21 protein-coding genes are annotated in these 23,921 nt (G+C 62.3%); 11 read left to right on the top strand and 10 right to left on the bottom strand.

The genetic code is table 11. The features are described from left to right. Nucleotides 1–301 precede the first annotated feature (301 nt). The gene (locus B7G52_RS11600; protein WP_096697754.1) at nt 302–1,198 is read left to right on the top strand and encodes an acyltransferase; all 897 of its coding nucleotides are present in this window, start codon (nt 302–304) and stop codon (nt 1,196–1,198) included. 142 nt (nt 1,199–1,340) lie between these two features. Here the strand turns inward: B7G52_RS11600 and B7G52_RS11595 are convergent, their stop codons facing one another. Continuing rightward, nucleotides 1,341–4,190 carry an ATP-binding protein gene (locus tag B7G52_RS11595; protein ID WP_096697749.1) on the bottom strand — a complete coding sequence of 950 codons (2,850 nt, stop codon included), beginning with the start codon at nt 4,188–4,190 and terminating at the stop codon, nt 1,341–1,343. 470 nt (nt 4,191–4,660) lie between these two features. Between B7G52_RS11595 and B7G52_RS11590 the strand changes: the two genes are divergently transcribed. The 3 genes from B7G52_RS11590 to B7G52_RS11585 all read left to right on the top strand — a co-directional run bounded on the left by B7G52_RS11590 (nt 4,661) and on the right by B7G52_RS11585 (nt 6,793). Then, nucleotides 4,661–5,416: a hypothetical protein gene (locus tag B7G52_RS11590; RefSeq protein WP_096697748.1), complete on the top strand. Its 756-nt coding sequence runs from the start codon at nt 4,661–4,663 to the stop codon at nt 5,414–5,416. Nucleotides 5,417–5,879: 463 nt separating this feature from the next. Further along, on the top strand, nt 5,880–6,380 hold the full coding sequence (locus B7G52_RS23315; RefSeq protein WP_141397434.1) for a hypothetical protein: 501 nt from the start codon (nt 5,880–5,882) through the stop codon (nt 6,378–6,380). Continuing rightward, entirely contained in the window at nt 6,377–6,793 is a 417-nt protein-coding gene (locus B7G52_RS11585) for a hypothetical protein (protein WP_096697747.1), read from the top strand. Before B7G52_RS23315 ends, B7G52_RS11585 begins: the two co-directional genes overlap by 4 nt. Nucleotides 6,794–6,920: 127 nt before the next feature. On the opposite strand, the gene B7G52_RS23310 is transcribed toward B7G52_RS11585, so the two are convergent. Beyond that, nucleotides 6,921–7,154: a hypothetical protein gene (locus tag B7G52_RS23310; RefSeq protein WP_141397433.1), complete on the bottom strand. Its 234-nt coding sequence runs from the start codon at nt 7,152–7,154 to the stop codon at nt 6,921–6,923. On the opposite strand from B7G52_RS23310, the gene B7G52_RS11580 reads away from it, so the two are divergent. Next, the gene (locus tag B7G52_RS11580) at nt 7,153–8,070 is read left to right on the top strand and encodes a DMT family transporter (protein ID WP_096697746.1); all 918 of its coding nucleotides are present in this window, start codon (nt 7,153–7,155) and stop codon (nt 8,068–8,070) included. The genes B7G52_RS23310 and B7G52_RS11580 overlap by 2 nt on opposite strands. On the opposite strand, the gene B7G52_RS11575 is transcribed toward B7G52_RS11580, so the two are convergent. From B7G52_RS11575 to B7G52_RS11565, 3 genes are all read right to left on the bottom strand, one after another. Next, nucleotides 8,067–9,560, bottom strand: coding sequence for a CYTH and CHAD domain-containing protein (locus B7G52_RS11575; protein ID WP_096697745.1), 1,494 nt, complete (start codon nt 9,558–9,560; stop codon nt 8,067–8,069). The genes B7G52_RS11580 and B7G52_RS11575 overlap by 4 nt on opposite strands. Nucleotides 9,561–9,907: 347 nt before the next feature. Continuing rightward, nucleotides 9,908–10,363 carry a hypothetical protein gene (locus B7G52_RS11570; protein WP_096697744.1) on the bottom strand — a complete coding sequence of 152 codons (456 nt, stop codon included), beginning with the start codon at nt 10,361–10,363 and terminating at the stop codon, nt 9,908–9,910. 356 nt (nt 10,364–10,719) lie between these two features. Further along, nucleotides 10,720–11,634: a CoA transferase gene (locus tag B7G52_RS11565; protein WP_096697743.1), complete on the bottom strand. Its 915-nt coding sequence runs from the start codon at nt 11,632–11,634 to the stop codon at nt 10,720–10,722. Nucleotides 11,635–11,865: 231 nt separating this feature from the next. Here B7G52_RS11565 and B7G52_RS11560 point away from each other — a divergent pair, with 231 nt between their 5' ends. Together B7G52_RS11560 and B7G52_RS11555 are read left to right on the top strand one after the other, a co-directional pair. After that, the gene (locus B7G52_RS11560; RefSeq protein ID WP_096697742.1) at nt 11,866–12,435 is read left to right on the top strand and encodes a DUF2975 domain-containing protein; all 570 of its coding nucleotides are present in this window, start codon (nt 11,866–11,868) and stop codon (nt 12,433–12,435) included. A 10-nt stretch (nt 12,436–12,445) separates the two neighbouring features. Beyond that, on the top strand, nt 12,446–12,658 hold the full coding sequence (locus B7G52_RS11555; protein ID WP_096697741.1) for a helix-turn-helix transcriptional regulator: 213 nt from the start codon (nt 12,446–12,448) through the stop codon (nt 12,656–12,658). A 20-nt stretch (nt 12,659–12,678) separates the two neighbouring features. On the opposite strand, the gene pobA is transcribed toward B7G52_RS11555, so the two are convergent. Then, a complete protein-coding gene (gene pobA / locus B7G52_RS11550; protein WP_096697753.1) occupies nt 12,679–13,863 on the bottom strand; it encodes a 4-hydroxybenzoate 3-monooxygenase in 1,185 nt (394 codons plus the stop codon). Nucleotides 13,864–13,978: 115 nt separating this feature from the next. Here pobA and B7G52_RS11545 point away from each other — a divergent pair, with 115 nt between their 5' ends. The 4 genes from B7G52_RS11545 to B7G52_RS11530 all read left to right on the top strand — a co-directional run bounded on the left by B7G52_RS11545 (nt 13,979) and on the right by B7G52_RS11530 (nt 20,453). Next, nucleotides 13,979–14,818 (top strand): IclR family transcriptional regulator C-terminal domain-containing protein, encoded by an 840-nt coding sequence (locus B7G52_RS11545; protein ID WP_305790839.1) that lies wholly within the window; start codon nt 13,979–13,981, stop codon nt 14,816–14,818. A gap of 341 nt (nt 14,819–15,159) precedes the next feature. Beyond that, nucleotides 15,160–18,465, top strand: coding sequence for a PAS domain-containing hybrid sensor histidine kinase/response regulator (locus B7G52_RS24095; protein WP_240523412.1), 3,306 nt, complete (start codon nt 15,160–15,162; stop codon nt 18,463–18,465). Nucleotides 18,466–18,477: 12 nt separating this feature from the next. Beyond that, nucleotides 18,478–18,891 (top strand): response regulator, encoded by a 414-nt coding sequence (locus B7G52_RS11535; RefSeq protein WP_096697738.1) that lies wholly within the window; start codon nt 18,478–18,480, stop codon nt 18,889–18,891. Further along, the gene (locus B7G52_RS11530) at nt 18,888–20,453 is read left to right on the top strand and encodes a response regulator (protein ID WP_096697737.1); all 1,566 of its coding nucleotides are present in this window, start codon (nt 18,888–18,890) and stop codon (nt 20,451–20,453) included. Before B7G52_RS11535 ends, B7G52_RS11530 begins: the two co-directional genes overlap by 4 nt. Here B7G52_RS11530 and B7G52_RS11525 read toward each other — a convergent pair. The 4 genes from B7G52_RS11525 to B7G52_RS11510 form a co-directional block, all read right to left on the bottom strand. Further along, the gene (locus tag B7G52_RS11525) at nt 20,450–21,193 is read right to left on the bottom strand and encodes an ABC transporter ATP-binding protein (protein ID WP_096697736.1); all 744 of its coding nucleotides are present in this window, start codon (nt 21,191–21,193) and stop codon (nt 20,450–20,452) included. The two genes, B7G52_RS11530 and B7G52_RS11525, sit on opposite strands and share 4 nt — an antisense overlap. A gap of 103 nt (nt 21,194–21,296) precedes the next feature. Continuing rightward, a complete protein-coding gene (locus B7G52_RS11520) occupies nt 21,297–22,049 on the bottom strand; it encodes an ABC transporter ATP-binding protein (RefSeq protein ID WP_096697735.1) in 753 nt (250 codons plus the stop codon). Next, the gene (locus B7G52_RS11515; protein ID WP_096697734.1) at nt 22,042–23,055 is read right to left on the bottom strand and encodes a branched-chain amino acid ABC transporter permease; all 1,014 of its coding nucleotides are present in this window, start codon (nt 23,053–23,055) and stop codon (nt 22,042–22,044) included. The genes B7G52_RS11520 and B7G52_RS11515 overlap by 8 nt, the downstream gene beginning before the upstream one ends. Continuing rightward, nucleotides 23,052–23,915, bottom strand: a complete 864-nt coding sequence (locus B7G52_RS11510) for a branched-chain amino acid ABC transporter permease (protein ID WP_096697733.1) — start codon at nt 23,913–23,915, stop codon at nt 23,052–23,054. Before B7G52_RS11510 ends, B7G52_RS11515 begins: the two co-directional genes overlap by 4 nt. Nucleotides 23,916–23,921: the final 6 nt, after the last annotated feature.

Here is a 23,921-nt window from a genome sequence, read left to right as displayed (position 1 = left end):
CGCCAGCATGAGGTCGATGATGCGGTGTACCGGCTCAACCACAGACCCCGCAAGTGCCTGGGTTACCTCACCCCGCACGAGGTCTTCTATGGCTTGAAGATGCAGCCGATTACACTGCCTTCTGTTGCGCTTTGTACTTGAATCCGCCATAAAATAAGCCGTCAGCCCTTATCTGACGGGCGCAACCAGCTATCAAAAATAGAGCGTTCCGGCGCATTCGCGTAACGCCGTTACGCTGCTTTTGACCTTCCACAAGGCCGGGCATGCCCGGACGCGCAACAATTCAGGCTTTGAACTGCCCATGCTCGGACTTCTGCCTCCCTTTCTTCGTGGCGTGATTGCGCTGCTCTTGCTGGTGATCAACACGCTGTTCTGGTGCACGCTGCTGTTCGTCGCGTCGCTGGTCAAGCTGGTGCTGCCTTTCAAGGCGGTGCGTGTGCGCATCGACCCGCTGCTCAACGCGATTGCCACCGCCTGGATCGCCTGCAACAGCGGCTGGATGCGGCTGACCCAGGCTACCCGGTGGGACGTGGCCGGCGTGGACGCGCTGCGTTACGAGGGCTGGTACCTGGTCAATGCCAACCACCAGTCCTGGGTGGACATCTTTGTGCTGCAGCATGTACTGAACCGGCGCATTCCCATGCTGAAGTTTTTCCTCAAGCAGCAGCTGATCTGGGTGCCGGTCATCGGCCTGGCCTGGTGGGCGCTGGACTTTCCCTTCATGAAGCGCCACACCAAGGCCGACCTGCGCAAACACCCCGAGCGCCGCCTGCAGGACCGCGAAGCCACCAAACGCGCCTGCGAGAAGTTTGCGCTGGTGCCCACCAGCGTGATGAACTTCGCCGAGGGCACACGTTTCACACCCGCCAAACACGCGTCGCAGGCCTCGCCCTACCGGCATCTGCTCAAGCCCAAGGCCGGCGCGCTGGCGCTGGCGGTCAACGCCATGGGCGAAAAATTCCACTCGCTGATCGACGTGACCATCGTCTACCCGGCCGGTGCGCCGTCCTTCTGGCAGTTTCTCTGCGGCCAGGCGCCCAAAATCATCGTGCGCGCGCAGCAGCTGCCGATTCCTCCCGAGTTCAGCGAGGGCGACTACGCCGCCGATCCGGGGTTTCGCATGCGTTTCCAGCAGTGGCTCACCGACCTGTGGGAGCGCAAGGACCAGCAGATCGGCATGCTGCTCCAGCAGGGCTGAGATTCCAGGCTTGAGATTGGGGTTGCAAGGAAAAATGGCCGCCAGCCCTTGTTTGGTGGGCGCCGGCAGCTATCAATTCAGGAGCTTTTGAGAAGCGGAAAATCCATGAGCTGCGACAAGCCCGGGTGACGGGGCCGCTCGCTCAGGCCGGTGCCGGGCCGCCCGGATGCGCTTGGGCGAGCACGCGCAGCAGGGTCTGCTGCACTTCGGTGTTCGAGGTCTGGGCTTTGACCAGCACGGCAGCGAACCGGGCGGCCTCGGCACGGCTCAGCGCCGTGGCCGAGAACACCACCACGGGCGGCGGCTGCTCCAGTGCCTCGATGTCTGCCAGCACCTCCCAGCCAGACCCGCCGCGTAACGCCAGGTCCAGCAGCACCAGGTCGAAGCGCTGCTCCCGCAGCCGCGCACGCGCTTCCTCGGGCGAGGCGGCAAACTCGAAAACGGCGAAGTCCTGGGCAATGGCGGCCGTGATGCGCTGCATGTCGAAGTCGTCCTCGACATGCAGGATGCGCGGTTTGCCCTGAACCATGAGGCCGATGGCGCGACGCAGTCCCAGGATCAGCTGGTTCTCGTCGATCGGCTTGTCCAGCCAGTCCGAGACCTCCAGCGGCAGGCTGTTGCACTCGATCCGTTCTTCGTTGGCCGAGGCCGAGACCACGACGATGGGCAGATCACGCGTGTGCGCCTGCCGGCGCAAGGTGAGGACCAGGGTGACGCCGTCCTGGTCGGGCAGCTCCAGGTCCACCGTCATCGCGGCATAGCTGGTTTTTTCCAGAAAGGCCAGTGCCATGGCGGCGGTGTAGGCCCGGTCCACGTCAAAACCGCCTTTTTCCAGCATCAGGCCGATCAGGTGGGCAATGTCACGGTCGTCTTCGCACACGAGAATGCGCGGGCGGGCGCTGGCCGGTGTGGTGGCGGCAGGTGTTGCCACGGGCTGGTCGTCTGGCTGCGGCGATTGCGATTGCGGCAGTTCAAAGAAAAAGGTGGTGCCCGTTCCGGCTTCGCTCTCGAAACCCATGCTGCCGCCCAGGCGTTCGATGATCGCCCTCGAAATATTCAGACCCAGCCCGGTGCCGCTGTTCTGGCGCGTGTCGGACGAGTCGGCCTGCGAGAACTTCTGGAAGATGCGCTTGCGAAACTCCTCGGGAATGCCCGGGCCGCTGTCGCGCACCTCGACCCGCACGCCCAGGCCGGCGCGCGACACATGAACTTCCACCGTCTCATCGGGCGGTGAAAACTTCATCGCGTTGGACAGCAGGTTGGTCACGACCTGGGTCAGGCGGTCGCTGTCCGCGCGGACCTGCAGGGTTTCGTCGGGGCAGAACAGGCGCAGGCGCACGTTTTTCGCGGCACCAAATCCTTCGTTGGCGGCCAGCGCCTGCACCAGCAGGGGTTTGAGCGCCAACACCTGCAGGTCGAGCTGCATCTTGCCGGACTCGATCTTCTCGATGTCCAGAATGTCGTTGATCAGGCGTATCAGGCGCTCGCAGTTGTTCTTGGCAATCTCCACCAGCGACTTGACGGCGTCGGGCAACTGGCCGGCCACGCCACCGGCGATCAGGCCCAGCGAGCCTCGGATGGAGGTCAGCGGGGTGCGCAACTCGTGGCTCACGGTGGAGACGAACTCGCTCTTGATGCGGTCCAGGCGTTTGAGTTCGGTGACGTCGGTCGCCATGGAGTAAAAGCCGATGACCCGACCCTCTTCATCACCTTCGCCATACCGCGGAAAATAGTTGACGACATAGTCACGCGGGTCGCCGCGAGGGTTGTTCCGGGTGCGTTCGTAGACTACCGGGTAACCCGCCATCACCTGTTCAATCTGGGGGGTCGTGGCTTGATAAATTTTCTCGCCCAGGACTTCGCGCAGGTGTTTGCCCTCGATCTGCTCCGAGGACAGCCCCAGCGCCTCTTCATAGGCCCGGTTGTGAAAGCGGAAGCGCTGCTCCGCATCGAGATAGGAAAGCAGGGCCGGCATGGTGTCGGTGATATCGCGCAACTGCGTTTCGCTGTTGCGCAGCAGGGCGTTGGCATCACGCGCGGCCTTCTCCGAAGCAACCAGTTTGCGCACCAGCGGCGTGACCAGAACATTGATCAGCAGCATGCCGACGATCACCAGGCCCGCCAACAGGGGCAGGATGTACTTGAGCTGCGCGAGGATGGGCGCGTACAGCTCCTTCTGGTCGATCTTGAGCACCATCCCGAAACCGAAAGGGGCAAGGGGTGCGTAGGCCGCCACGACCTGTTCGCGCCGGTAGTCCTGGGCGACGACCATGCCGGTATTGCCAAGCAGGGCATTGTTCATCGGCAGGGCTTTTCCTTCGACGACACGCGCAAGGCGCTTGAACTCTATGCCGGACAAGCGCCCCAGAAAACAGTTCATGTCCTTGCCGCCGTCGTCCAGCGGCGCGCAGAGCGCGAACTCGGCACTCTGGCCTATAGCGGCCACATCGCCAAAGACCCGGGTCAACAAGGGCAGGGCGGTCTCCGTCTTGACCTCGCCCACGCGAAGGCCCTGGGGGTCGAGGATGTCCAGGTGCGTCTGGACAATGAATTGGCCGTTCCACAACAGGACCGCGCGGTCTTTCTGGCTCAGCAGGACGTGCTGCTCGCCACCGCGCGAAAAACTGCCGGCGCGGGCCACTTCACGGCCCCGCGCGTCATGAAAGGACAAACCATTGAAACCAGTGGACAGAAACGAGGTGGCAGCCCGCTGCATTGCCAGCGTTGCCGCGGCATCGTCCGGCGTGGACCCGAGAATCTGCAGGGTCTGCACCAGGAAAGGACGCGTCGCCGCAGTCCGCGCGTCGGTCAGGGTCTGGTTGGTCTGGCTTTCAAACAGGCGGACATTGCTTTGCAGCGCTGCCTGCAGGCTGCGGCTGAGAACAGACTCTGTCTGCCGCTCCATGACGGCATACACGGCGATGCCTGCTGCCAGATTCGCCGCCAGAAGGATGATCCCGCCGATCAGGCTGATCCGGCGGTCTTGACGCATTGAAAACAAAGGGGTTCCCTCTCCGTGTCGGGGATTCGATTATCCAGTGTTGCCGCGCTGGTGCAGCGCTTTCACACGTAAAGGCGTGTCAGAAAAAGCGCCGGGCGCGCAGCCTGCGCGGCGTTTGTTGTCTGAATTGCTATTGTTTCGATAGCTATGTGCCCTTGTCTTTAAATGGCTGCAGGCCTTTTTCTTCAGAATTCTGGTCCCGCGGCCAAAACGCGCGGCATGTCCCGGTACCTGCGCAGGCGCCGGAGGCAGCTGCGCGAAGGCTTTCCGGGCGCGTCCGGCCTGCGGCTGATCCTCGCTATGATCTTGCCCAGGGCGCTTCCTGCAGTCTGCCCCCGCCGACTGTCACGCACCGGGCTGCACCCTGCTGCCGCCGCGTGACTTCCCTTTTTTAACGACCCAGCCCGCCATGCGTGGAGGGATGGAGTCGTTTTTTCACAGCCATCCCTGACGAACTCACCATGAACATCACGGTCAACCGAGAACTGCTTGCCTACATCGATCCGCTGACGACCGACGAACGCGAGGCCCTGGAGCGCAGCCTGCTGGCCGAAGGCTGCCGTGATGCGCTGGTGTTGTGGGGCGACGTGCTGGTGGACGGCCACAACCGCCACAGCATCTGTACCCAACACGGCATCCCTTTCCATACCGTGCAGAACAGCCATTTCAAATCCCTCGCCGACGTGCACCTGTGGATGATCGACCAGCACCTGGGGAGGCGCAGCGTGTCTGACTTCCAGCGCGGCGTGCTGGCCCTGCGCAAAAAGGACATCCTGGCGGCGCGCGCGCAAACCACGGCGGAAGCGTCTTCCGCGTCAGGCCAGGCCGCTGACACGCCGGCCCCGACACCTGAACCCCTGCTCACGCGCGACGCGGTGGCCAAAGCCGCGCGCATCAGCAGCAACACCATCAGCCAGATCGAGAAAATCCAGAAATCCGCCGCGCCCGAACTGATGGCCGCAGTGAAGTCCGGTGCAATTTCCATCAACGCCGCTGCCAACGTGGCCTCGCTGCCAGTCGAAGCGCAAGTGGCCGCCGCAGCCGGCGGCCGCAAAGAGCTGCAGCAGGCCGCCCGCCAGGTGCGCGAAACCCGCGCCGTGGCACGCACCGAACCCGAATCGCCCGAGGGTGTGATTGCGCGGCTCAGGCAAACCATCAGCGAACTGACGGCGGAAAATGCGGCGCTCAAGGCGCAACTGGCCGGGCAAAGTCGCTGAGCCGGCAGCGCCGCGGGGTTTTCCTCTTATTTGTTTTTATGAGTAAAACAGGCTTTCAGCCCTTATGCAACGGGCGCAAGCAGCTATCAAATAATGAGCATTCTGGCATCACCAGCTACTCCGCCTGCGTGCCACTCTGAGCAGTTTTGACGCGATTAGTACTTAGTGGAGCAGGGCGCGGGCGCGACGGTGGTGCCGGATGCTGTGTTGGGGCGGGGGGCGGGCAGCGGACGGCTGACTGTGCGGGCCTTGTCGGATGTCTGGGCCACGCGGTCGCTGGTGTTGTGTGCGGGTGGATTTGGCGGAGTCGCAGCCCGCTGGGCGGTTATTTGAGTTTTTGAAGATGACCGTTAGCGGGAGCAATAGCTCGCCAAAGCCATGTTCGAAATAGGTGGCTTAAGAACAACACTTGCACGAACTCAAACCCACTGCCTAAACTACATTTAAGGCACTTGGAGCAGATATGCAACTGGATGGACCTATTCCGACCCCCGACCAATCGGGCAGTACTGGAACGCAACTTGCGAATAAAGCCGATCTTCTAACGGAAGCGCGTCCGTATGGACTTCATATTGCGGCAACCATCGAGGGAATCGCTTCCACCAATTCAAAAGCCTTTGGCGGAGAAATTGCAGCTGCTTTTATAGCTTCTGCCGCACGTCAAATGACTCAGGAGCATCGCGAAATTAAGCTTGAGAACCGACGGCTGACTGACAAACTCGACACCATGCGCGATGAATTGGAAGCGACGCGCACGTCGAATGCCGTTCTACTTAGCCAAGTTGCATCACATGGTCGAACTCAGCACCTTCGCAACTTTGCAATTTTTCTCGGTACATCACTTTTAAACGTTGCAGTTGCTTTACCTAAAGATCAATTCATTTACGCCGTTGGCTCAGCTGCGGGAGGGTCTTTGCTCTTATTACTCGGCTGGCTCTCAAGCGTACGGTGGAGTAAAGCATGATATTGGAAACTATTTCGGAAATACAGATCGTCGCTGTGCTGGAGCGTGGCGTTCCCAATAAAGAGGCAATTGCTTTAAAGGCAATTGAAACTATTGATACCGCCAGCTTTGGGTTGCTCCTCGGTATGGCGCGGGACGATGGCTTGGCTGTGCCTTTTCACGATCACTTCTTCTGGCTTGGCGGCGCGATACTAAATCCAGGTGACTACATATTTGTGAATACCGGCGACGGTGAAGCGCGCATCAACGATTCGGTGGACAAGCTTAATAAACTGTATTCGGTGTATTGGAAAAAATCGAGCACTCTATTCGCGGATTCGCGCATAGTTCCAGTCCTTATCAAAATGGGTAGTGTTCATGTATTCCAAAAGCCTATGAATAGGCCACAAACCAAAAATCTCCCCCTCTCATAACAATGCGCAACGTCGGCAACTCTATCTCGTTGTTTTTTAGCTATTTGACAGAGTCTGGCTATGTCGCCGATGCACGGCATGCGTTACGCGATCATTTTTGTATAAATGCACATAGTTAACAATTCGCTCAATTTCTGACCAGTTGCTTAAAATGCTGATCATGTTTCTCCAACTCTCGCCCCCTTCCGCCTAACTCGCACTGCACCCGGCCTCCCGCCGGGTCGCGCATCCGGCTGCGCTGTTCTGATTGACGCAGAACAACAGCAAGCGGCCATGAGTTGACGCGCCTGCCTGCCTTTTCTTCTTTCCTCTGGCTGCATACAGCCTTGCAGCAGGCGCACGGATGGAGAACTTTTTTCATGAATTCCAGAACATCGGCCGCTTTGGCCTGGGGTGGCGTCCTGCTTGCGGGCGTCTTGTGGGGTGTGGGCGCTTTGGTTGCCCAGTCGGTGATGGAGGGTGGCGGCATGTCGCCTTTCAGTTTGTCTTTGGCGCGGTTTGCATTGGGTTTGCCGCTGTTGTGGTGGTGGCACTGGCGGCAAATGGCCGCCACGCCGGCCGCCGGTCAATGGCGGCACTTGCCGTGGCGGGAGAGGTCGCTGGTTGTTCTCACCGGCCTGGCCATGGCGATGAACGTGACTTGCTGGTTCATGGGCGTTGCCTACATAGGCGCGGCCTTGCCGACCGTGATTTCAATCTGCTGCGCGCCGGTGATTGTGGCGCTGCTGTCGGTTCTGCGCGGGTATGAACGCGCCAGCGGGCAACTGCTGTCGGCGTTGGTGCTGGCGCTCATCGGCGTGGGGTTGATCGTCATGCCCGCTGAAGCGATCATGCTGCCGAAAGACTACGTGGCGGGCCTGGCCTGGTCGTTTGCGTCGGCCGCTTTGTACTCGCTGGTGGTGCTGGGCAATGCGCGCATGCCGGCGCATGTGCCGGCCGTCAGCGCCTCGGCTTGGGGCATGACGGTGGCGGCGCTGCTGATGCTTGTGCTGGCCGGCGCGCAGGGCATCACCTGGCCGCGTGACAGCACCGCCTGGCTGCAGGTGGCTTATACCGGCGTAGCGACCACGTCGATTGCCTACCTGGCGTTTGCCTGGGGAGCGCGTCGGCTGTCACCCACCGCGGCGGTGGTGGGCACGCTGATTGAACCGCTCGTTGCTACGCTGGCGGCCGCGTGGCTGTGGGACCAGGCGTTGACAGCGCGGCAGGGCGTGGGCGCCTTGCTGCTGGGCGCGGCGATGTTGCTGCTGGCGCGGCGCCGGGCGGCAGGCGTTTAGTCCCAGAACGTCCGGGCCTGCCGGGCCAACAGGTCGCAGGCTTGTTGGCACGCCTGCACATGTACCTCGCGGCGCGCGCTGAGCCAGCCGGCGCCGAACAGGGCGCGCGGGTCGTGGCCTGACAGGCCTTGCCAAACCTGCAGCGCCGCCACTTCGTCGTGGTAGATGCCCAGCGCGTCCTGCAGCGGCTTGAGAGCCGTCAGGTAGGCGGCGGCCTTGCGTTTGGCAAACAGGGGTTGCGCGAACTCGGCCAGGTAACGCAGGCGCTTGAGGCGCTTGCGCAGGGCGTGTTGTTCGGCCTCGGGCAGGGCCGTGAATTGTTGGCCCTGCGCCAGCACCTGCTTGTGCAGTTTGGCGAGGCGCTTGCGCAGGAATTTCTTCGGCGATGTGTCGTCAACCGCAGACGCGCCCTCGCCGGGGGCGGCGTGAACAAAGCCGATCAGGCCCAGCAGTGCCTGCTGGAAAGCCGGCGAGCGTACCGATTCGGCGGCGCTGGGCAGGGCGCCCAGTGTTTCCTGCCAGTCCAGCGGCGGCCCGCCTGCGACTTCGATCTGGCCCTGCAGCTTGCCGAGCAGGTAGTCGCGGTCGCGGTGCTGGCCCAGCGCGCGGAACACGTTGGCCAGCGACGCCTTCCAGGCATCGCCTTGATCGCCCCAGCCGCCGGCGAGGGCCTCGAGTTCCTGCAGCGCGGTGCGCAGCCGGCGCAGACCGACGCGCAGCTGGTGGATGTTCTCTTCGGCGCTGCAGCCGCCGGCCACGTCGCTGGCGTTGGCCAGCACCTGGTTCAGGCAGGCGGCCACCACGGCGGCGGCCACCTCGTGGCCCGAGGCGTGGCGGGGAAAGCGCGGCGCTTCAGCGCCCACGGCCGCGCCGAAGTCCTGGCCCAGCGCCAGGCGCTGGCCTTTCAGGGACTTGCTCACGCTGCTGAGCCACAGGCCATGCCTGACGCACCAGCCGCTGGCCAGGGCCACGGCGCTGGCGGCTTGGCCCTGTTTGAGTTCGAGCTCCAGCTCGCGCACGGGCAGCGTCCTTTCGCCGGCGGCAATGTGTCCCTGGTCCAGCGCAAGCTCGACCAGCGCGCCGCGCACCCGCACCAGTCGTGTGAGGCGAACCATATCGGTTGCGTAGACAAGGGTGAGGTCGGGCGCCCCCGCATCGGGCTGGTGCTGCAGGGCCTGGCGCAGGCGCTCGCCGACCGGCGTGCCGTCGTGGCGCGACAAGTCGGGCAGGGGCGCGGTCTGGCTGCCCAGCACGACGTTGTGTTCCAGCCGCTCCAGCGGCCGGCTGCCCGGGGCCTTGGCCGTCTGCACCCAGTGCCGGCCTTCCTTGCGCAGGCGCAGCACCACGCCCTGCGCCGCCAGCGCACGGTCTGCCGTGTCGAAGTAGCGTGCCCGCAGGCGCTGGGTCCGGGTCATCCCGCGGCGCAGCGCCGCTTCCACCGAAGCGAGCCGGGCGGGCGGGATTTCAAGCTTGAGTTCGAACTCGGTCATGGTGTGCCGTGTTGCAGGGCGGGGCTTTCCATCCTACGCATTCAGAGATGCAATGCAAGGTGAGCGCCAGGCGTTTCCCCGCCGTTTATGAGTAACTACCCAGGTCTTTTTTTACTCCCTCTCCCCCTGGGAGAGGGCGGGGGTGAGGGCTGCGGCCTGTACATGGAGTGATCGTCGTATGTTGTGGACTGCTGCGCACCCTCACCCCAACCCTCCCCAAGAGGGCGAGGGGGCAAGAAAAGCGTGCTGCATGCAGCGAGCTGAGGAGTTGCATTTATGAAGCCAAATCGGCTACCAGCCCTTATGCTGCAGGCGCTACCAGCTATTAAAAAAGTAGCGAAAACAGCTCAGAGCTGCTGCTTGAGACGCGTCAGCGCCTCACGGTCGATGCGGTCCTTGTCGCGGTAGTCGGTCTTGGTTTTGAGCAGGCCTTCAATATCCAGTGTTCGAATGGAAACGCCATCGACCACCAACGTTCGAACATGCTCCTGCAGGCTCTCATAGGTCTGCCCGTTGGCGGCGAAGAGCAGGTCGATCAACAGCTCGTCGGCGACCCGGATATTTTCCGGCTCGTTCGCGGGTGGCGCGAACCATTGAACTTCAAGCTCTTTGCTCGATGGCAAAAAGGCGAGGGCCTTGATCACCCGCCTGCCGTTTTCGAGCGAGGATGGCAGGAGGATGTCGATATCTTCCGTGTTGCGGTTGAAGCCGTTGAGGCGAACAGCATGCCCACCAATCAGAAGATAATCCACGCCTTCGGCTTGAAAGCGGCGCAACAAGCCGAGCAGGGCATCGGGGTTCATGGCTACGCTGGCGGAGTCTTGGCTGGCGGGCGGTTCAATAGTCGGGCCTGCTCCAGCTGCCGTGCGTCATCCATTTCGTTGAACACACGATGAGGTGCCCGCAGCACGCCACGCGGCACAGGTATCCGCGCGGCCGCAAGCATCTGGTCCAGCGCTTGGCCACGATGCCAGGCCTCCACGGGGTCCAAAATGAATTCGCTGCGGTTTTGTGTGCCTACGATTCGGGTCATGCCTGTTATCTTAGTCCAGCATGCGCGGATTCAAGCGCCTGGTTGAAAGAGGCGATTCAACTGGTTTCTGCAAATTTATGAAGCAAAATCGGCCTCCAGCCCTTATTGCACGGGCGCAAGCAGCTATTAATTCAATAGCGTGTGCAGGGGAATGTCTTTCGCGGCCGCGAGCTGATCGAGCTGCGCGCGTGTCTGTGTGCGCATGAAAGCCGCTATCGCCTGATGTGTGGCGGGTGCGAACATGGCCTGGATGTTTGGCGCTTCCACACCCGCCGCGGCACACAGGGCGGCGGCAAAATGCGGCTCCAGCGCCGCCACCGCCGCACGGCCGTCCCGGCAGGGGTAGACCCGGTAGCCGGCATGCGCACCGCCGACCGATCCGCTGGGCTGCGTCAGGCCCCATTGCCGCGGCAGCGCCAGGTAGGCCGCGGCATCGGACAGGGCCACTTCGATGAAGGCGCCGCGCGGATGCGGGTCACCCGAGCCGGCATACGGCTCCTGCCGCTGCAGGGCTGCCTGCAGCACGGCTTCGCTGGCCATCAGCGAGCCGCTCATGTCGGCGTACAGCGTGGCGGGCAGCTCCAGCCCGGGCACCAGGCCGTTGTCGGCGAGGTAGGTCAGGTCGTGGCCGGGTTCCTCGGCGCGCGCGCCGGGGGCACCGACGATGGCGACATGCGACAGCGCGGGGTACAGCGTGTGGATTTTTTTCCAGCCCAGGCCCAGCTTGTCAATCGCCGAAGGACGGAAGGAGGTGAGCAGCACGTCGGTTTTTTCAAGTTCGCGGTGCAGCGCCTTCTGGCCGGCTTCAGTTTTCAGGTCGGTCGTCAGCACCTTCACGCCCTCATGCAGTTGCGCGTAGGCGGGCTGGTTGTACAGGCCCATCGGGTCGCCGGAGGGCGGCTCGAGCTTGATGCAGGTCGCACCCATCTGCCGGCAACGCATCAGCGCGGCCGGGCCGGGCAGGTTGAGCGCCAGGCTCAGGATGCGCAGGCCCTGCAGGGCCTGGAGAGGAGGGGTTTTGGCGGGGGCAGAGGAGGTCATCGTGGTGGCTGATGGTCTGGAGAGCAGGAAAGTAGAAGGCGCCCAAAGGCAATGGACCTTACCAGACTTTGCCTCTTGCTTTGTCGCCTTGGAAGGAGCCTGCCGACACCCGGCCGGAAGCCGGTCAGCTCCGTCTGTTTTTTGTAGAAATTTATGTTTTACAGTAATTAATTATTGTTTAACAGATATTTTTGAAGCACAATATGTACCTCACGACTCAAAAGGTGACCCATGAAAAACGCATTCGCCGCAAGCACCCTGACACGCCCTGACGTGCAACGCCTGAACAGTGCCTTTGCCTGGGTTTGCGCCCTGCTGGCCGTGGCCTTGCCGCTGGCCGTGTTCTACCAGCTGGTCACCACGCCGACTGAGGGCCTGCTGCTTCGTGCGGGCGTCCAGCTGTCGGCGCTGCAACTGGTCATGCTGGACGTGGAATTGTGGCAACGCGTGCTGGCCGTGGTGCTGGGCATGGTGCCGGTGTGTTGCGCATCCTACGGGCTGGTCTGCGCCATGCGCTGCTTTTCGGGGTTTTCCCAGAGCGAGTATTTCAGCCTGCGCAACGTGCGTTATCTGCGCGGTTTCGCCGCGGGCGTTTTTGCCTCGGTAGTGGCGGGCTTTTTTGGTTCCATGTTGATCAGCGTGGTGTTGACCTTGGGCGCACCGGCCGGCCAGCGCGCGCTGTCCATCGGCCTGGGCAGCAACGAGCTGATGACGCTGCTGTTTGCCGGCATGGTGTGGCAGATCTCTGCGGTCATGGCCAAGGCGGTGGCCCTCGCTGAAGAAAACGCGCAGTTCGTCTGAGGTTTCCCCCGTGGGCATCGTCGTCAAACTCGACGTGATGCTGTCGCAGCGCAAGGCCAGGTCGAAAGACCTGGCCGCCTACGTCGGCATCACGGAAGCCAACCTGTCGCTGCTCAAGCAGGGCAAGGTCAAGGGCGTGCGTTTCGACACCCTGCAGAAGATCTGCGAGTTTCTCGACTGCCAGCCCGGCGACCTGCTGGTTTATGAGGCGGATAGCGGCTGACGGGGGCTGTCACGCCGGCGTCAGCTGCCGAAATCGAGCGGCAGGCCGACGTAGTTTTCAGCGACCGAGCGCGCACCGGCTTCCGAATGCACGATGTAGTCGAGCTCGGCGTCCTGCAGCTTCTGACCGATGGGGCCGTTTTCCGGGAAGTGGTGCATCAGGCTGGTGAACCACCATGAGAAACGCTCGGCCCGCCAGATGCGCTTGAGGCAGCGCTCGGAGTAAGTGTCAATACCGGCTTCGGTTTTGTCGGCGTAGAACTCGATCAGCGCACTGGAGAGGTATTTCACATCGGTGGCGGCCAGGTTCAGGCCCTTGGCGCCAGTGGGCGGCACGATGTGGGCGGCGTCCCCGGCCAGGAACATGCGTCCAAAACGCATGGGCTCGGCAACAAAACTGCGCAGCGGGGCGATGCTTTTCTCAATCGACGGGCCGGTGACGAGTTTGTCGCGGCCGTTCGCGTCCAGGCGCAGGCGCAGCTCGTTCCAGAAGGCGTCGTCCGACCAGGCCTCGACCTTGTCGGTGAGGGGCACCTGCAGGTAGTAGCGGCTGCGCGTGGCGCTGCGCTGCGAACACAGCGCAAAGCCGCGCGTGCTGTTGACGTAAATGAGTTCATGGTGCACCGGCGGGGTGTCCGAAAGCACGCCCAGCCAGCCGAAGGGATAGACCTTTTCGTACTCGGCCACCGCGCCCTCGGGCACGCTGGCGCGGCACACGCCGTGAAAGCCGTCGCAACCGGCGATGAAGTCGCATTCGATCTCATGCGTCTGGCCGTCTTTCTCGTAACTCACGCGCGGTTTCCTGGTGTCGAAGTCGTGCACGGCCACATTGCCGGCCTCGTAAACGGTGGTCAGGCCGGCGGCCTGGCGCGCAGCCATCAGGTCGCGGGTGACTTCGGTCTGGCCGTAAACCATGACGTTCTTGCCGCCGGTCAGGCCGTTCATGTCGATGCGGTGGCGCTCGCCCTTGAACAGCATGTCGAAACCACCGTGCACCAGGCCTTCCTGGTGCATGCGCTGGCCGACGCCGGCTTCGTCGAGCAGGTCGATGCAGACCTGCTCCAGCACGCCGGCGCGGATACGGCCCAGCACGTAGTCGCCGCTCTGGCGCTCGACAATGACCGCGTCGATGCCGGCCTTGTGCAGCAACTGGCCGAGCAGCAGGCCGGAGGGGCCTGCACCGATGATGGCAACTTGGGTACGCATGTCTTTCTCCACTTCGTTTTGACTGAGTCGCAAGCGTAGGCCTCCTGCCCGGTGACTGCCAGAGGGCCACGCGCGCGGTGCACGATCTGCAGGCCATTTGTGCGATGATCGCGCAATGAGCAGAAATTCGCCACCCTCCGAGCAGATGGGCGCGGTCCTCCAGACCAGCCGGCCCATTGCCAAGGCCGACATGATTGAAGGCATGGCCAAGGGCATGGCGGTGCTGGAGAGTTTTGACACGCAGCGCCAGCGGCTGAACGCGACGCTCGCCGCCGAACGTGCCGGCATCACCCGCGCCGCCGCGCGCCGCCACCTGCTGACACTGGCGCACCTGGGTTACCTGGAGACCGACGGCAGCTATTTCTGGCTGGCACCCAAGGTGCTGCGCTTTTCAGGCAGCTACCTGGCGTCGGCGCGCCTGCCGCGTGCCGTTCAGCCCACTCTGAACCGTCTGGCGGCGCAGACCCAGGAGTCGTTTTCCGCCGGCGTGCTCGACGGCGACGAGGTGGTGATTGTCGGGCGCAGCGGTTACGAATGGAAAAACTCGTCGGACGGTGCAGTGCGCGTGCTGGCCTATGGCCTGCACCTGGGCGCGCGGCTGCCGGCCCACGCCACCTCCACCGGGCGCGTGCTGCTGGCCGCCAAACCCAAAACCGCGCTGACGCAATGGCTCAAGGGCCGCACCCTGCCGCGCCTGACCACCCGCACCATCATCGACATCAAGCAGTTTCGCGCGGTGATCGAGCAGGTCCGTGCGGACGACTACTGCCTGGCGTCAGAGGAGCACGAACTCGGCGTGCATGCGCTGGCGGTACCGCTGCGCAACATGCAGGGAAAAACCGTGGCCGCGCTCAATGTCGTGGCATCGCCGCAGCGGCTGAGTGCGCAGGAAATGCAGCGCGACTTACTGCCGTTATTGCTCGACGCAGCGCGGGAGCTGCGGCCGCTACTGTAAGCTGTAAACCGAGCGGTCCGCTTGTGTGGTGACTTTGATATGTACCACCTTGATTTCCCAGATCTCTCGTTGGCCTCCCCCTCGTCCAGAGTACCGCGTCCAGCGATGGCGTAGCGCATCATCTATTGCAGCTTCTCTGATGTGGTTTTCGAACTCCATCTAATTTCTATACCGGCCTTTTCGCGTTGCAGAGCGGGTAGAGTGGTAATCTGTGAGCTCGTTACGGTAGCGTGTTGTTTCCCGAGCCACTTGCTGATGTGATTGTTCGAACGAAAGAGCTTATGTCGAAAACCGGTTTTGCTGATGGCTCTGCCGAAAAACAAGGCGGCTCTGACGGCGTCATGGAATTTCGGCGCCAGGAAACACTGCTCAAGACGGGCGCCCTGCAGGACGCCATTTTCAACAGCGCCAATTTCTCCAGTATCGCGACGGACGCGAAGGGCGTGATCCAGATTTTCAACGTCGGTGCCGAGCGCATGCTGGGCTACACGGCCGCCGAAGTAATGAACAAGATCACGCCGGCCGATATTTCCGATCCGCAGGAAGTGATCGCGCGCGCCAAGGCATTGAGCGTCGAGCTCTCCACGCCGATTACGCCGGGCTTCGAGGCCTTGGTGTTCAAGGCCTCACGCGGCATCGAGGACATCTACGAGCTGACCTACATCCGTAAGGACGGCAGCCGCTTCCCGGCGGTGGTGTCGGTCACGGCGCTGCGCGACGCTCAAAACGCCATCATCGGCTATCTGTTGATCGGCACCGACAACACCGCGCGCAAGCAGGCGGAAGAGGCGCTGCTCCAGGCCGGGGCACTGCAGAGCGCGATTTTCAACAGCGCCAATTTCTCCAGTATCGCGACGGACGCGAAGGGCGTGATCCAGATTTTCAACGTCGGTGCCGAGCGCATGCTGGGCTACACGGCCGCCGAAGTGATGAACAAGATCACGCCGGCCGATATTTCCGATCCGCAGGAAGTGATCGCGCGCGCCAAGGCATTGAGCGTCGAGCTCGGAACCTCGATTACGCCGGGCTTTGAGGCGCTGGTCTTCAAAGCCTCGCGCGGCATCGAGGACATCTACGAGCTGACCTACATCCGCAAGGACGGCAGCCGCTTCCCGGCGGTGGTGTCGGTCACGGCGCTGCGCGACGATCATGACGCCATCATCGGCTATCTGTTGATCGGCACCGACAACACCGCGCGCAAGCAGGCGGAAGAGGCGCTGCTCCAGGCCGGGGCACTGCAGAGCGCGATTTTCAACAGCGCCAATTTCTCCAGCATCGCCACGGATGAAAAAGGTGTCATTCAGATTTTCAACGTCGGCGCCGAGCGCATGCTGGGCTACACGGCCGCCGAAGTGATGAACAAGATCACGCCGGCCGATATTTCCGATCCGCAGGAAGTGATCACACGCGCCGAAGCATTGAGCCTCGAACTCGGAACCCCGATTGCGCCGGGCTTTGAGGCACTGGTGTTCAAGGCCTCGCGCGGCATCGAAGATATTTACGAGCTGACCTATATCCGCAAGGACGGCAGCCGCTTTCCCGCCATCGTCTCGGTCACGGCACTGCGCGATGCGCAGGAGGGCATCATCGGCTATTTACTGATCGGCACCGACAACACGGCCCGCAAGGAAGTCGAGGCAGCCCAGGCGCTGCTCGATCAACGGCTGCGCGACCAGCAGTTTTATACCCGCTCCCTGATCGAATCAAATATCGACGCACTCATGATGACCGACCCGCAGGGCATCATCTCGGACGTGAACCAGCAGATGATGACGCTCACGGGGCGCACGCGCGATGAATTGATCGGCGCGCCCTGCAAGAAATTCTTCACCGACCCGGTGCGGGCCGACGCGGCGATCAAACGCGCCCTCACGGAGAACAAGGTCAGCAACTACGAACTGACCGTGCGCGCCCAGAATGGCGAAGAAACAGTGGTGTCCTACAACGCCGCGACCTTCCACAACCGCGACCGCAAGCTGCAGGGCGTATTCGCGGCGGCGCGCGATGTGACCGAGCTCAAGCGCTTCGAGCGCACCTTGCAAGAGAAAAATATCGAGCTGGAACATGCCAGCCGCATGAAATCGGAATTCCTGGCCACCATGTCGCACGAACTGCGCACGCCGCTGAACGCCATCATCGGCTTTTCCGAGGCGCTCAAGGATGGCCTGATGGGCCAGATGAGCGATGTCCAGCACGAATACATCGGCGATATTTTTTTCAGCGGACAGCACTTGCTGTCCCTGATCAATGACATTCTGGATTTGTCGAAGGTCGAAGCGGGCATGATGACACTCGAGCTGGAGGCGGGCGACTTGAACAGCCTGCTGTCGAACAGCCTGTCCATCGTCAAGGAGAAGGCGTTGGCCCAGCGCATCCAGCTCGAACTCGAAACAGCCGGCGACCTGGGCCTGCCCCTGCTGGACATGCGCAAGACCAAGCAGATTGTCTACAACCTGCTGTCGAATGCCGTTAAATTCAGCGCCAACGGCGGGTGCGTGACCTTGCGCGCGCGGCGTGTGTCACGCAATGCCGTTGGCACGCTGTCAGGCGCCTGGCCAGTGCACAGCTTCCCCCTGGCCGACAATGAGTACGACGAATTTCTCGAAATTTCCGTGAGCGACGGCGGCATCGGCATTTCGAAGGAAAACATGGCGAAATTGTTCCAGGCCTTCAGTCAAATCGACAGCAGCCTGGCACGCAAATTCGAAGGCACCGGTCTCGGTCTGGCGATGGTCAAACAACTGGCTGAACTGCATGGCGGCGCCGTGGCCGTGGCCAGCGCGGAGGGCGAGGGCTCGCGCTTCGCCGCCTGGTTGCCGCTGCGCATGCCGACGCCAGCCTCCTCCATCCTGCCCCACAGCGTCGGCGCTGCGACCCTGGCTGTAGCCGACCAGAAGGAGCACATTGCGCTGGTGGTCGAGGACGACGACCTGGTGGCTGACCTGGTTCGCCTGGTGCTCGAAGCCGAGGGCTTTACCGTCTTGCGCGTTGCCAATGCCGAGGACGCCCTGCTGCTGGCACCGCAGCAAACCCTCAGCTTGATCACGCTGGATATTCAGCTGCCCGGCATCGGTGGCTGGGAGTTTCTCCTGCAGCTACGCGAAAACAGCACGCTGGCCCACGTTCCGGTGGTGATTATTTCAGGCGTGGCCGACAGTACTATGGCACTGACCTGTGGCGCAGCCGCCGTACTGCAAAAGCCGATCAGCCACGCCCAGCTGAAATTCTCCCTGGCCAATCTGGGCCTGCAACCAGCCGCGGAACGTACCCACACGGTACTGATCGTCGACGACGACCCGAAAGCCGTCGAAGTGATTGCCGTGTTCTTGCCGGCCCCGGCCTATGCGATCGTGCGCGCGTACGGCGGCGCCGAAGCGATCACCCTGGCCCAGCGGCTGCGGCCGGACCTGATTGTGCTTGACTTGATGATGCCGGAAGTCAGCGGCTTCGATGTCGCTGAAGCACTTCAGCGCAATACCGACACGGCGCGCATCCCTATCCTGGTGGTCACCGCCAAACAGATCACGGCACTGGACCGTGCTGCGCTCAATACCAACTCAGGCAAGCACATCCACTTTGTCGGAAAAGCCGGATTCAACCGTGTCCAGTTTATCAACGAGGTCAGACGCGCATTGCTGCCACATTAGGGAGAGCATCAGATGGCCAGAGTATTGATCATTGAAGACAACGCGGCGAACATGAAACTGGCCTGTCTTCTGCTGCATAGCGCTGGCCATGCGGTACTGTGCGCCGTCGATGCCGAGACCGGCTTGACACTGGCACGCGCCGACCAGCCCGACCTGATCCTGATGGACATCCAGCTGCCCGGCATGGATGGCCTGGCAGCGACGGCCCTGCTGAAACAGGATCCGGCCACCGCCACCATTCCCGTCATTGCGCTGACCGCGATGGCGATGAAAGAGGACCAGGAAAAAACCCGGGCAGCCGGTTGCGACGCGTATATCGCCAAGCCTTTGCGCTACCAGGAACTGTATGCAGTGATCGACACCCTCTTGACTGCTAGAAAATCGCAAGCGGCCAGCACAGCAAACTCCTTGCATCAGCCGCCATGACCCGTTCCCCCGCCACCATCCTCATCGTCGACGACGAACGCCAGAACTGCAAGCTGCTCGAAGCGCTGCTGCAGCCCGAAGGTTATCTCACGCTCAGCGCCGCCAGTGGCGAAGAGGCGCTGGCCTCGATTGCGCGGCGCGCGCCGGACCTGGTTTTGCTCGACGTCATGATGCCGGGCATGGACGGCTACCAGGTGGCCAGCCTGCTCAAGGCCAACCCCGCCACCGCGAACATTCCGATCATCATGGTGACAGCGCAAATCGACCGCGGCGCCCTTATGGCTAGTCTCAATGCCGGGGCGGAAGAGTTTTTGACGAAACCAGTCGACAGGGGAGAATTGTGGGTGAGAGTGCGCAACCTATTGCGTTTGAAAGCATTTGGCGATCTCCAAATCCATAGCAGTCTCTTGGAACAACAGGTGCAGGCGCGCACGGCCGACTTGCAACGCTTCCGTACGGCGATGGACGCCACCGCCGATGCGATTTTTCTGACAAACCGCAGCACCATGCGTTTTGTCGAGGTCAATGCTACAGCCTGCACCATGCTCGACTATACACACGAAGAATTATTCCAGATGAACCCAGCGCAGTTAGGTGCGGCTACGCATGAACAGCTGGAGAGCGCTTACGATGCCATCATCGCTGGTACCGTTACGAATGAGTTGACGGAAATCCACGTACGGCGCAAGGATGGCTCCTCGTTGCAGGTAGAAGTGCATCGACAGGCCCAGCGCTTCGGCACGGACTGGATCATTGTCAGCGTGTTGCGCGACATCACCGAACGCAAACAGGCCCAGGAAGAAATTTTTCGCCTCAATGCGGAACTGGAAGATCGTGTGCAGCGACGCACGGCGCAGCTGCAGGCGGCCAACCAGGAACTGGAGGCTTTTTCCTATTCGGTGTCCCACGACCTGCGCACGCCGCTGAGCAGCATTAACGGATTCAGCGGCCTGCTCGGCAAGGAAATCGGCGCCAGCGTGGCGAGTGAGCGCAGCAAGCACTACCTTGCCCGCATCCGCGCCGGGGTTGTACAAATGGGCGAGTTGATTGACGCCTTGTTGTCGCTGGCCCAGGTCTCGCGGACCAGCCTGCGCTGGGACAGCGTCGATCTGAGCGCCATGGCCGAAACGGTACTGAGTGCTTGCCGGAAGCGCGAGCCTGACCGGGTAGTGCAATTTGATATCCAGCCTGATCTGGTGGTCCAGTGCGACGCGCGCCTGCTGCAGCAGGCCCTTGACAATCTGCTGGGCAATGCATGGAAGTTCAGCGGCAAGCAGCCGCAAACCCATATTGCTTTCGGGCGCGAGAGCGGCCCGGACGGTGAGACCGTGTATGCCGTGCGGGACAACGGCGCGGGTTTTGATATGGCCTATTCGGAGAAGCTTTTTGGCGCTTTTGAGCGGCTGCACGCAGAGTCGGAATTTACCGGGGCCGGCATTGGCCTGGCCACCGTGTTCAGAATTATCACGCGTCACGGGGGCAGGGTCTGGGCCGAGTCCGCCCCGGGCCAAGGCGCCACTTTTTATTTCACGCTGGGCGGCGCAAGCCCGGCAGGCGCCTAGACGCCGAGGTATTGCGTCAACAGTTCCGGCCGGGCATGCAGGTCGGCCGAGCTGCCTTCGAACACCACCTCGCCCTTGACCAGAATCACGTTGCGGTCGGTGATTTGGGTGACGTGTTTCCAGTTCTTGTCGACGATCACGCTGCTGATGCCGCTTTCGCGAATCACACCGCAGATGCGCCAGATCTCGCGTGCAATCAGCGGTGCCAGGCCTTCGGTGGCTTCGTCGAGGATCAGCACGTCGGGGTTGGTCATCAGCGCGCGGCCTATCGTGAGCATCTGCTGCTCGCCGCCCGACAGTTGCTGTCCGCCGTGGCCCAGGCGCTCTTTCAGCCGGGGGAAGGTCTCCAGCACCCGGTCGTAGGTCCAGTCGTTTCTTCGGCCAACGCCGTCTGCGGCGCTTCCCGGTCTGCCGGCACGCGCGGCCATCTTGAGGTTCTCGACCACGCTGAGGTTGCCGAAGATGCCGCGGCCTTCGGGCACATAGGCGATGCCGAGCTGGGAAATTTCGTAGGGTGCGCGGCCTAGCATCGGTTGGCCCATGATGTCCAGGCTGCCCGAGCGCGGCTTGACCAGGCCCATGATGCTTTTGAGCAGGGTGCTTTTGCCCATGCCGTTGCGACCCATGAGGCCTATGGTTTCGCCCCGCGCGACGGAAAAGTTGATGCCGCGCAGGATGTGGCTTGCGCCGTAATAGGTGTGCAAGTCCTTGGCGTCGATCAGCAGGTCGGGTTGCTTCATGCCGTTCGCCCTGAGCTTGTCGAAGGGTTCTTGACGACTCGGTTGGGCTTCGACAGGGCCTGTCCTGAGCTTGACGAAGGGCTCAGCCCGAACGGATAACGTTTCATGCGTGTTCCTCCCCGAGGTAGGCGGCCTGCACGCCGGCATCGGCCCGGATCTCGGCGGGGGTACCGGTGGCAATCACCTGGCCGTTGACCATGACGGTCAGCCGGTCGGCCAGCGTGAAGACCGCGTCCATGTCGTGTTCGACCAGCAGGATACCGTGGTCGGCCTTGAGCTTGAGCAGCAGCGCGACCATGCGTTCGGCCTCGGCCACACCCATGCCGGCCAGTGGCTCGTCGAGCAGCAGCACCTGCGGCTCGGTGGCCAGCGTCATGGCAATTTCAAGCTGGCGCTGTTCGCCATGGCTGGTGGCGCCGGCGACCGCCTGTTTGCGGTTTTCCAGGCCAGAAAGCTCGATAGCCCTTTCCGCCCGGGTGTTGACTGCTTTCAAATGGGTCGCACGGCTGAGCCAGTGCAGGGCATGCGGCTGGCGCGACTGCGCGGCCAGGCGGACGTTTTCCCAGACCGTGAAGGGCAGGAAGATATTGGTTTTCTGGTAGCTGCGGCCCAGGCCCTGGCGTGAAATTTTTTCGGGGTTCCAGCCGGTGATGTCGCGGTCGCCGAGCCGCACCGAGCCCGAGGTGGGCGGCAGGTCACCGGACAGCAGGTTGGTCAGCGTCGATTTGCCAGCGCCGTTGGGGCCGATCACGGCGTGGATCTGTTGGCGCTGCAGGTCCAGCGACACATCGTTGACCGCCGCCAGTCCGCCGAAGCGTTTGGTCAGGTTTTTGGCGGAGAGGAGCACTTCATTCATGACCGGCTTCCGTGCGTCGTCCAAAGCGCTCGACCAGGCCCAGGATGCCGCGCGGCGCAAAGGTCACCAGCAGCACGATGAACAATCCCATCCACAACTGCCAGTGCTTGCCGAGGTTGACGCTGCCGACCTGCGGCAGGTCCTTGAAGACATGCAGCAGGTATTCAAAAGCGAAGGCGCCGACAATCGCGCCGGCAAAGTTGCCCATGCCGCCGAGAATGACCATCATGATGGCGTGCGCGCTCATGTGAAAACCCATGAGTTCGGGGTTGATGTAGCCGGTTTGTGTGCCCCACAGGTAGCCTGCCAGGCCAGCCAGGGCGCCGGCCAATGTGAAGGCGGTGAGTTTGTAGCGGAAGGTGCCGAAGCCCATGGCACGCATGCGGTGTTCGTTGACGCGGATGCCGGCCAGCGCGCGGCCGAACGGGCTCCACAGCAGGCGGCGCAAAAAGGCGTAGACCAGCAGCATCACGGCCAGCGTGAAGTAATACAGCGTTCGCTTGTTGTCCAGGTCGAACGGCATCCAGCCGAACAAGGTGGTGTCGGGCTTGAAATTGATGTACAGCCCGTCCGACCCCCCCAGCACCTTGTTGTCGAAAAACAGGAAGAACACCATTTGCGCAAAGGCCATGGTGACCATGATGAAGTAGATGCCGTGGGTGCGAACAACGAAAAATCCGATGATCAGCGCGGCCAACCCCGAGGCCAGCACCGCCACGGGCAGCGTCCACCACAGGCTGACGGCTTCGCCCTGCGGCATGAGGAAGGCCAGTGCGTAGCCGGCCAGGCCGAAGTAGGCGGCGTGTCCCAGAGACACCAGGCCGGTGACGCCCTGCAACAAGTCCAGGCTCATGGCAAAAATCGCCATGATCATCATGCGCGTGACCATCTGGGTGTAGAAGTCGGTGCCCGCAAACGGAAAGGCGACGAGGGCGACCAGGCCCAGCACCAGCGTGACCTGCACGCCGCGCGGCAGGACTTCAAGGTTGGCTTTCATCGTGCTCATTGCTTGAACAAACCTTCAGGTTTCCAGAGCAGCACCGCCGCCATCAACATGTAAACCAGCATGCCGGCCACCTGGGGCAACAGCACCTTGCCGAAGGTGTCGACCAGGCCAACCAGCAGCGCAGAAATGAGGGCGCCGCGCACCGAGCCGATGCCGCCGATGACCACCACCACAAAACACATGATGAGCACTTGCGAGCCCATGTTGGGGTAGACGCTGGCGATCGGTGCGGCGATCATGCCGGCCACCGCGGCCAGGGTCACGCCGAGGGCAAACACCACCGCGTGAATCAGCTTGATGTTGATGCCCAGGGCGCCGGCCATGTCGCGGTTGAAGGCGCCGGCCCGGATTTTCATGCCCAGCCGGGTTTTTGAAATCAGGAGGTACAGGCCGACGGCCAGCGCGATGCACACGCCCGACATGAACAGGCGGTAGACCGGGTAGGACAGGTTCTCGGTCAGCGGGATCGACGCGCTGAGCAGCTCGGGAATCGGCACGCCGTGGACATCGTCGCCCCAGACAATGGAACGCAGCTCTTCAAAGATGTAGATCAGGCCGAAGGTCAGCAACACCTGGTCGAGGTGGTCGCGCTGGTAGAAGTGGCGAAACAGCAGCCACTCCAGCGCGAGCCCGAAAATCGCCGACAGCACGGCCCCGCCGAGGATGGCCAGGGTCAGGCTACCGAAATAGGCGCTGAGCGACCAGGCCAGGTAAGCGCCCAGCATGTAGAAGCTGCCGTGGGCCAGGTTGACCACGCCCATGATGCCGAAAATCAGCGTCAGGCCGGCGGCCAGCATGAACAGCAGCAGGCCGTACTGGACGCTGTTGAGCAGCTGGATGAGGAAGTTCGCGAGATCCATGGCTCA

The sequence above is a fragment of the Polaromonas sp. AER18D-145 genome, from assembly GCF_002379095.1.
Lineage (GTDB): Bacteria > Pseudomonadota > Gammaproteobacteria > Burkholderiales > Burkholderiaceae_C > Polaromonas.
This window is presented reverse-complemented; position numbering and strand designations above follow the sequence as displayed.

Excerpts from the sequence above, each read along its gene's own strand:
- B7G52_RS11600 (WP_096697754.1), top strand. The coding sequence starts at position 302 with ATGCTCGGACTTCTGCCTCCCTTTCTTCGTGGCGTGATTGCGCTGCTC.
- B7G52_RS11595 (WP_096697749.1), bottom strand. The coding sequence starts at position 4,190 with ATGCGTCAAGACCGCCGGATCAGCCTGATCGGCGGGATCATCCTTCTG.
- B7G52_RS11590 (WP_096697748.1), top strand. The coding sequence starts at position 4,661 with ATGAACATCACGGTCAACCGAGAACTGCTTGCCTACATCGATCCGCTG.
- B7G52_RS23315 (WP_141397434.1), top strand. The coding sequence starts at position 5,880 with ATGCAACTGGATGGACCTATTCCGACCCCCGACCAATCGGGCAGTACT.
- B7G52_RS11585 (WP_096697747.1), top strand. The coding sequence starts at position 6,377 with ATGATATTGGAAACTATTTCGGAAATACAGATCGTCGCTGTGCTGGAG.
- B7G52_RS11580 (WP_096697746.1), top strand. The coding sequence starts at position 7,153 with ATGAATTCCAGAACATCGGCCGCTTTGGCCTGGGGTGGCGTCCTGCTT.
- B7G52_RS23310 (WP_141397433.1), bottom strand. The coding sequence starts at position 7,154 with ATGAAAAAAGTTCTCCATCCGTGCGCCTGCTGCAAGGCTGTATGCAGC.
- B7G52_RS11575 (WP_096697745.1), bottom strand. The coding sequence starts at position 9,560 with ATGACCGAGTTCGAACTCAAGCTTGAAATCCCGCCCGCCCGGCTCGCT.
- B7G52_RS11570 (WP_096697744.1), bottom strand. The coding sequence starts at position 10,363 with ATGAACCCCGATGCCCTGCTCGGCTTGTTGCGCCGCTTTCAAGCCGAA.
- B7G52_RS11565 (WP_096697743.1), bottom strand. The coding sequence starts at position 11,634 with ATGACCTCCTCTGCCCCCGCCAAAACCCCTCCTCTCCAGGCCCTGCAG.
- B7G52_RS11560 (WP_096697742.1), top strand. The coding sequence starts at position 11,866 with ATGAAAAACGCATTCGCCGCAAGCACCCTGACACGCCCTGACGTGCAA.
- pobA (WP_096697753.1), bottom strand. The coding sequence starts at position 13,863 with ATGCGTACCCAAGTTGCCATCATCGGTGCAGGCCCCTCCGGCCTGCTG.
- B7G52_RS11545 (WP_305790839.1), top strand. The coding sequence starts at position 13,979 with ATGAGCAGAAATTCGCCACCCTCCGAGCAGATGGGCGCGGTCCTCCAG.
- B7G52_RS24095 (WP_240523412.1), top strand. The coding sequence starts at position 15,160 with ATGGAATTTCGGCGCCAGGAAACACTGCTCAAGACGGGCGCCCTGCAG.
- B7G52_RS11535 (WP_096697738.1), top strand. The coding sequence starts at position 18,478 with ATGGCCAGAGTATTGATCATTGAAGACAACGCGGCGAACATGAAACTG.
- B7G52_RS11530 (WP_096697737.1), top strand. The coding sequence starts at position 18,888 with ATGACCCGTTCCCCCGCCACCATCCTCATCGTCGACGACGAACGCCAG.
- B7G52_RS11525 (WP_096697736.1), bottom strand. The coding sequence starts at position 21,193 with ATGAAGCAACCCGACCTGCTGATCGACGCCAAGGACTTGCACACCTAT.
- B7G52_RS11520 (WP_096697735.1), bottom strand. The coding sequence starts at position 22,049 with ATGAATGAAGTGCTCCTCTCCGCCAAAAACCTGACCAAACGCTTCGGC.
- B7G52_RS11515 (WP_096697734.1), bottom strand. The coding sequence starts at position 23,055 with ATGAGCACGATGAAAGCCAACCTTGAAGTCCTGCCGCGCGGCGTGCAG.
- B7G52_RS11510 (WP_096697733.1), bottom strand. The coding sequence starts at position 23,915 with ATGGATCTCGCGAACTTCCTCATCCAGCTGCTCAACAGCGTCCAGTAC.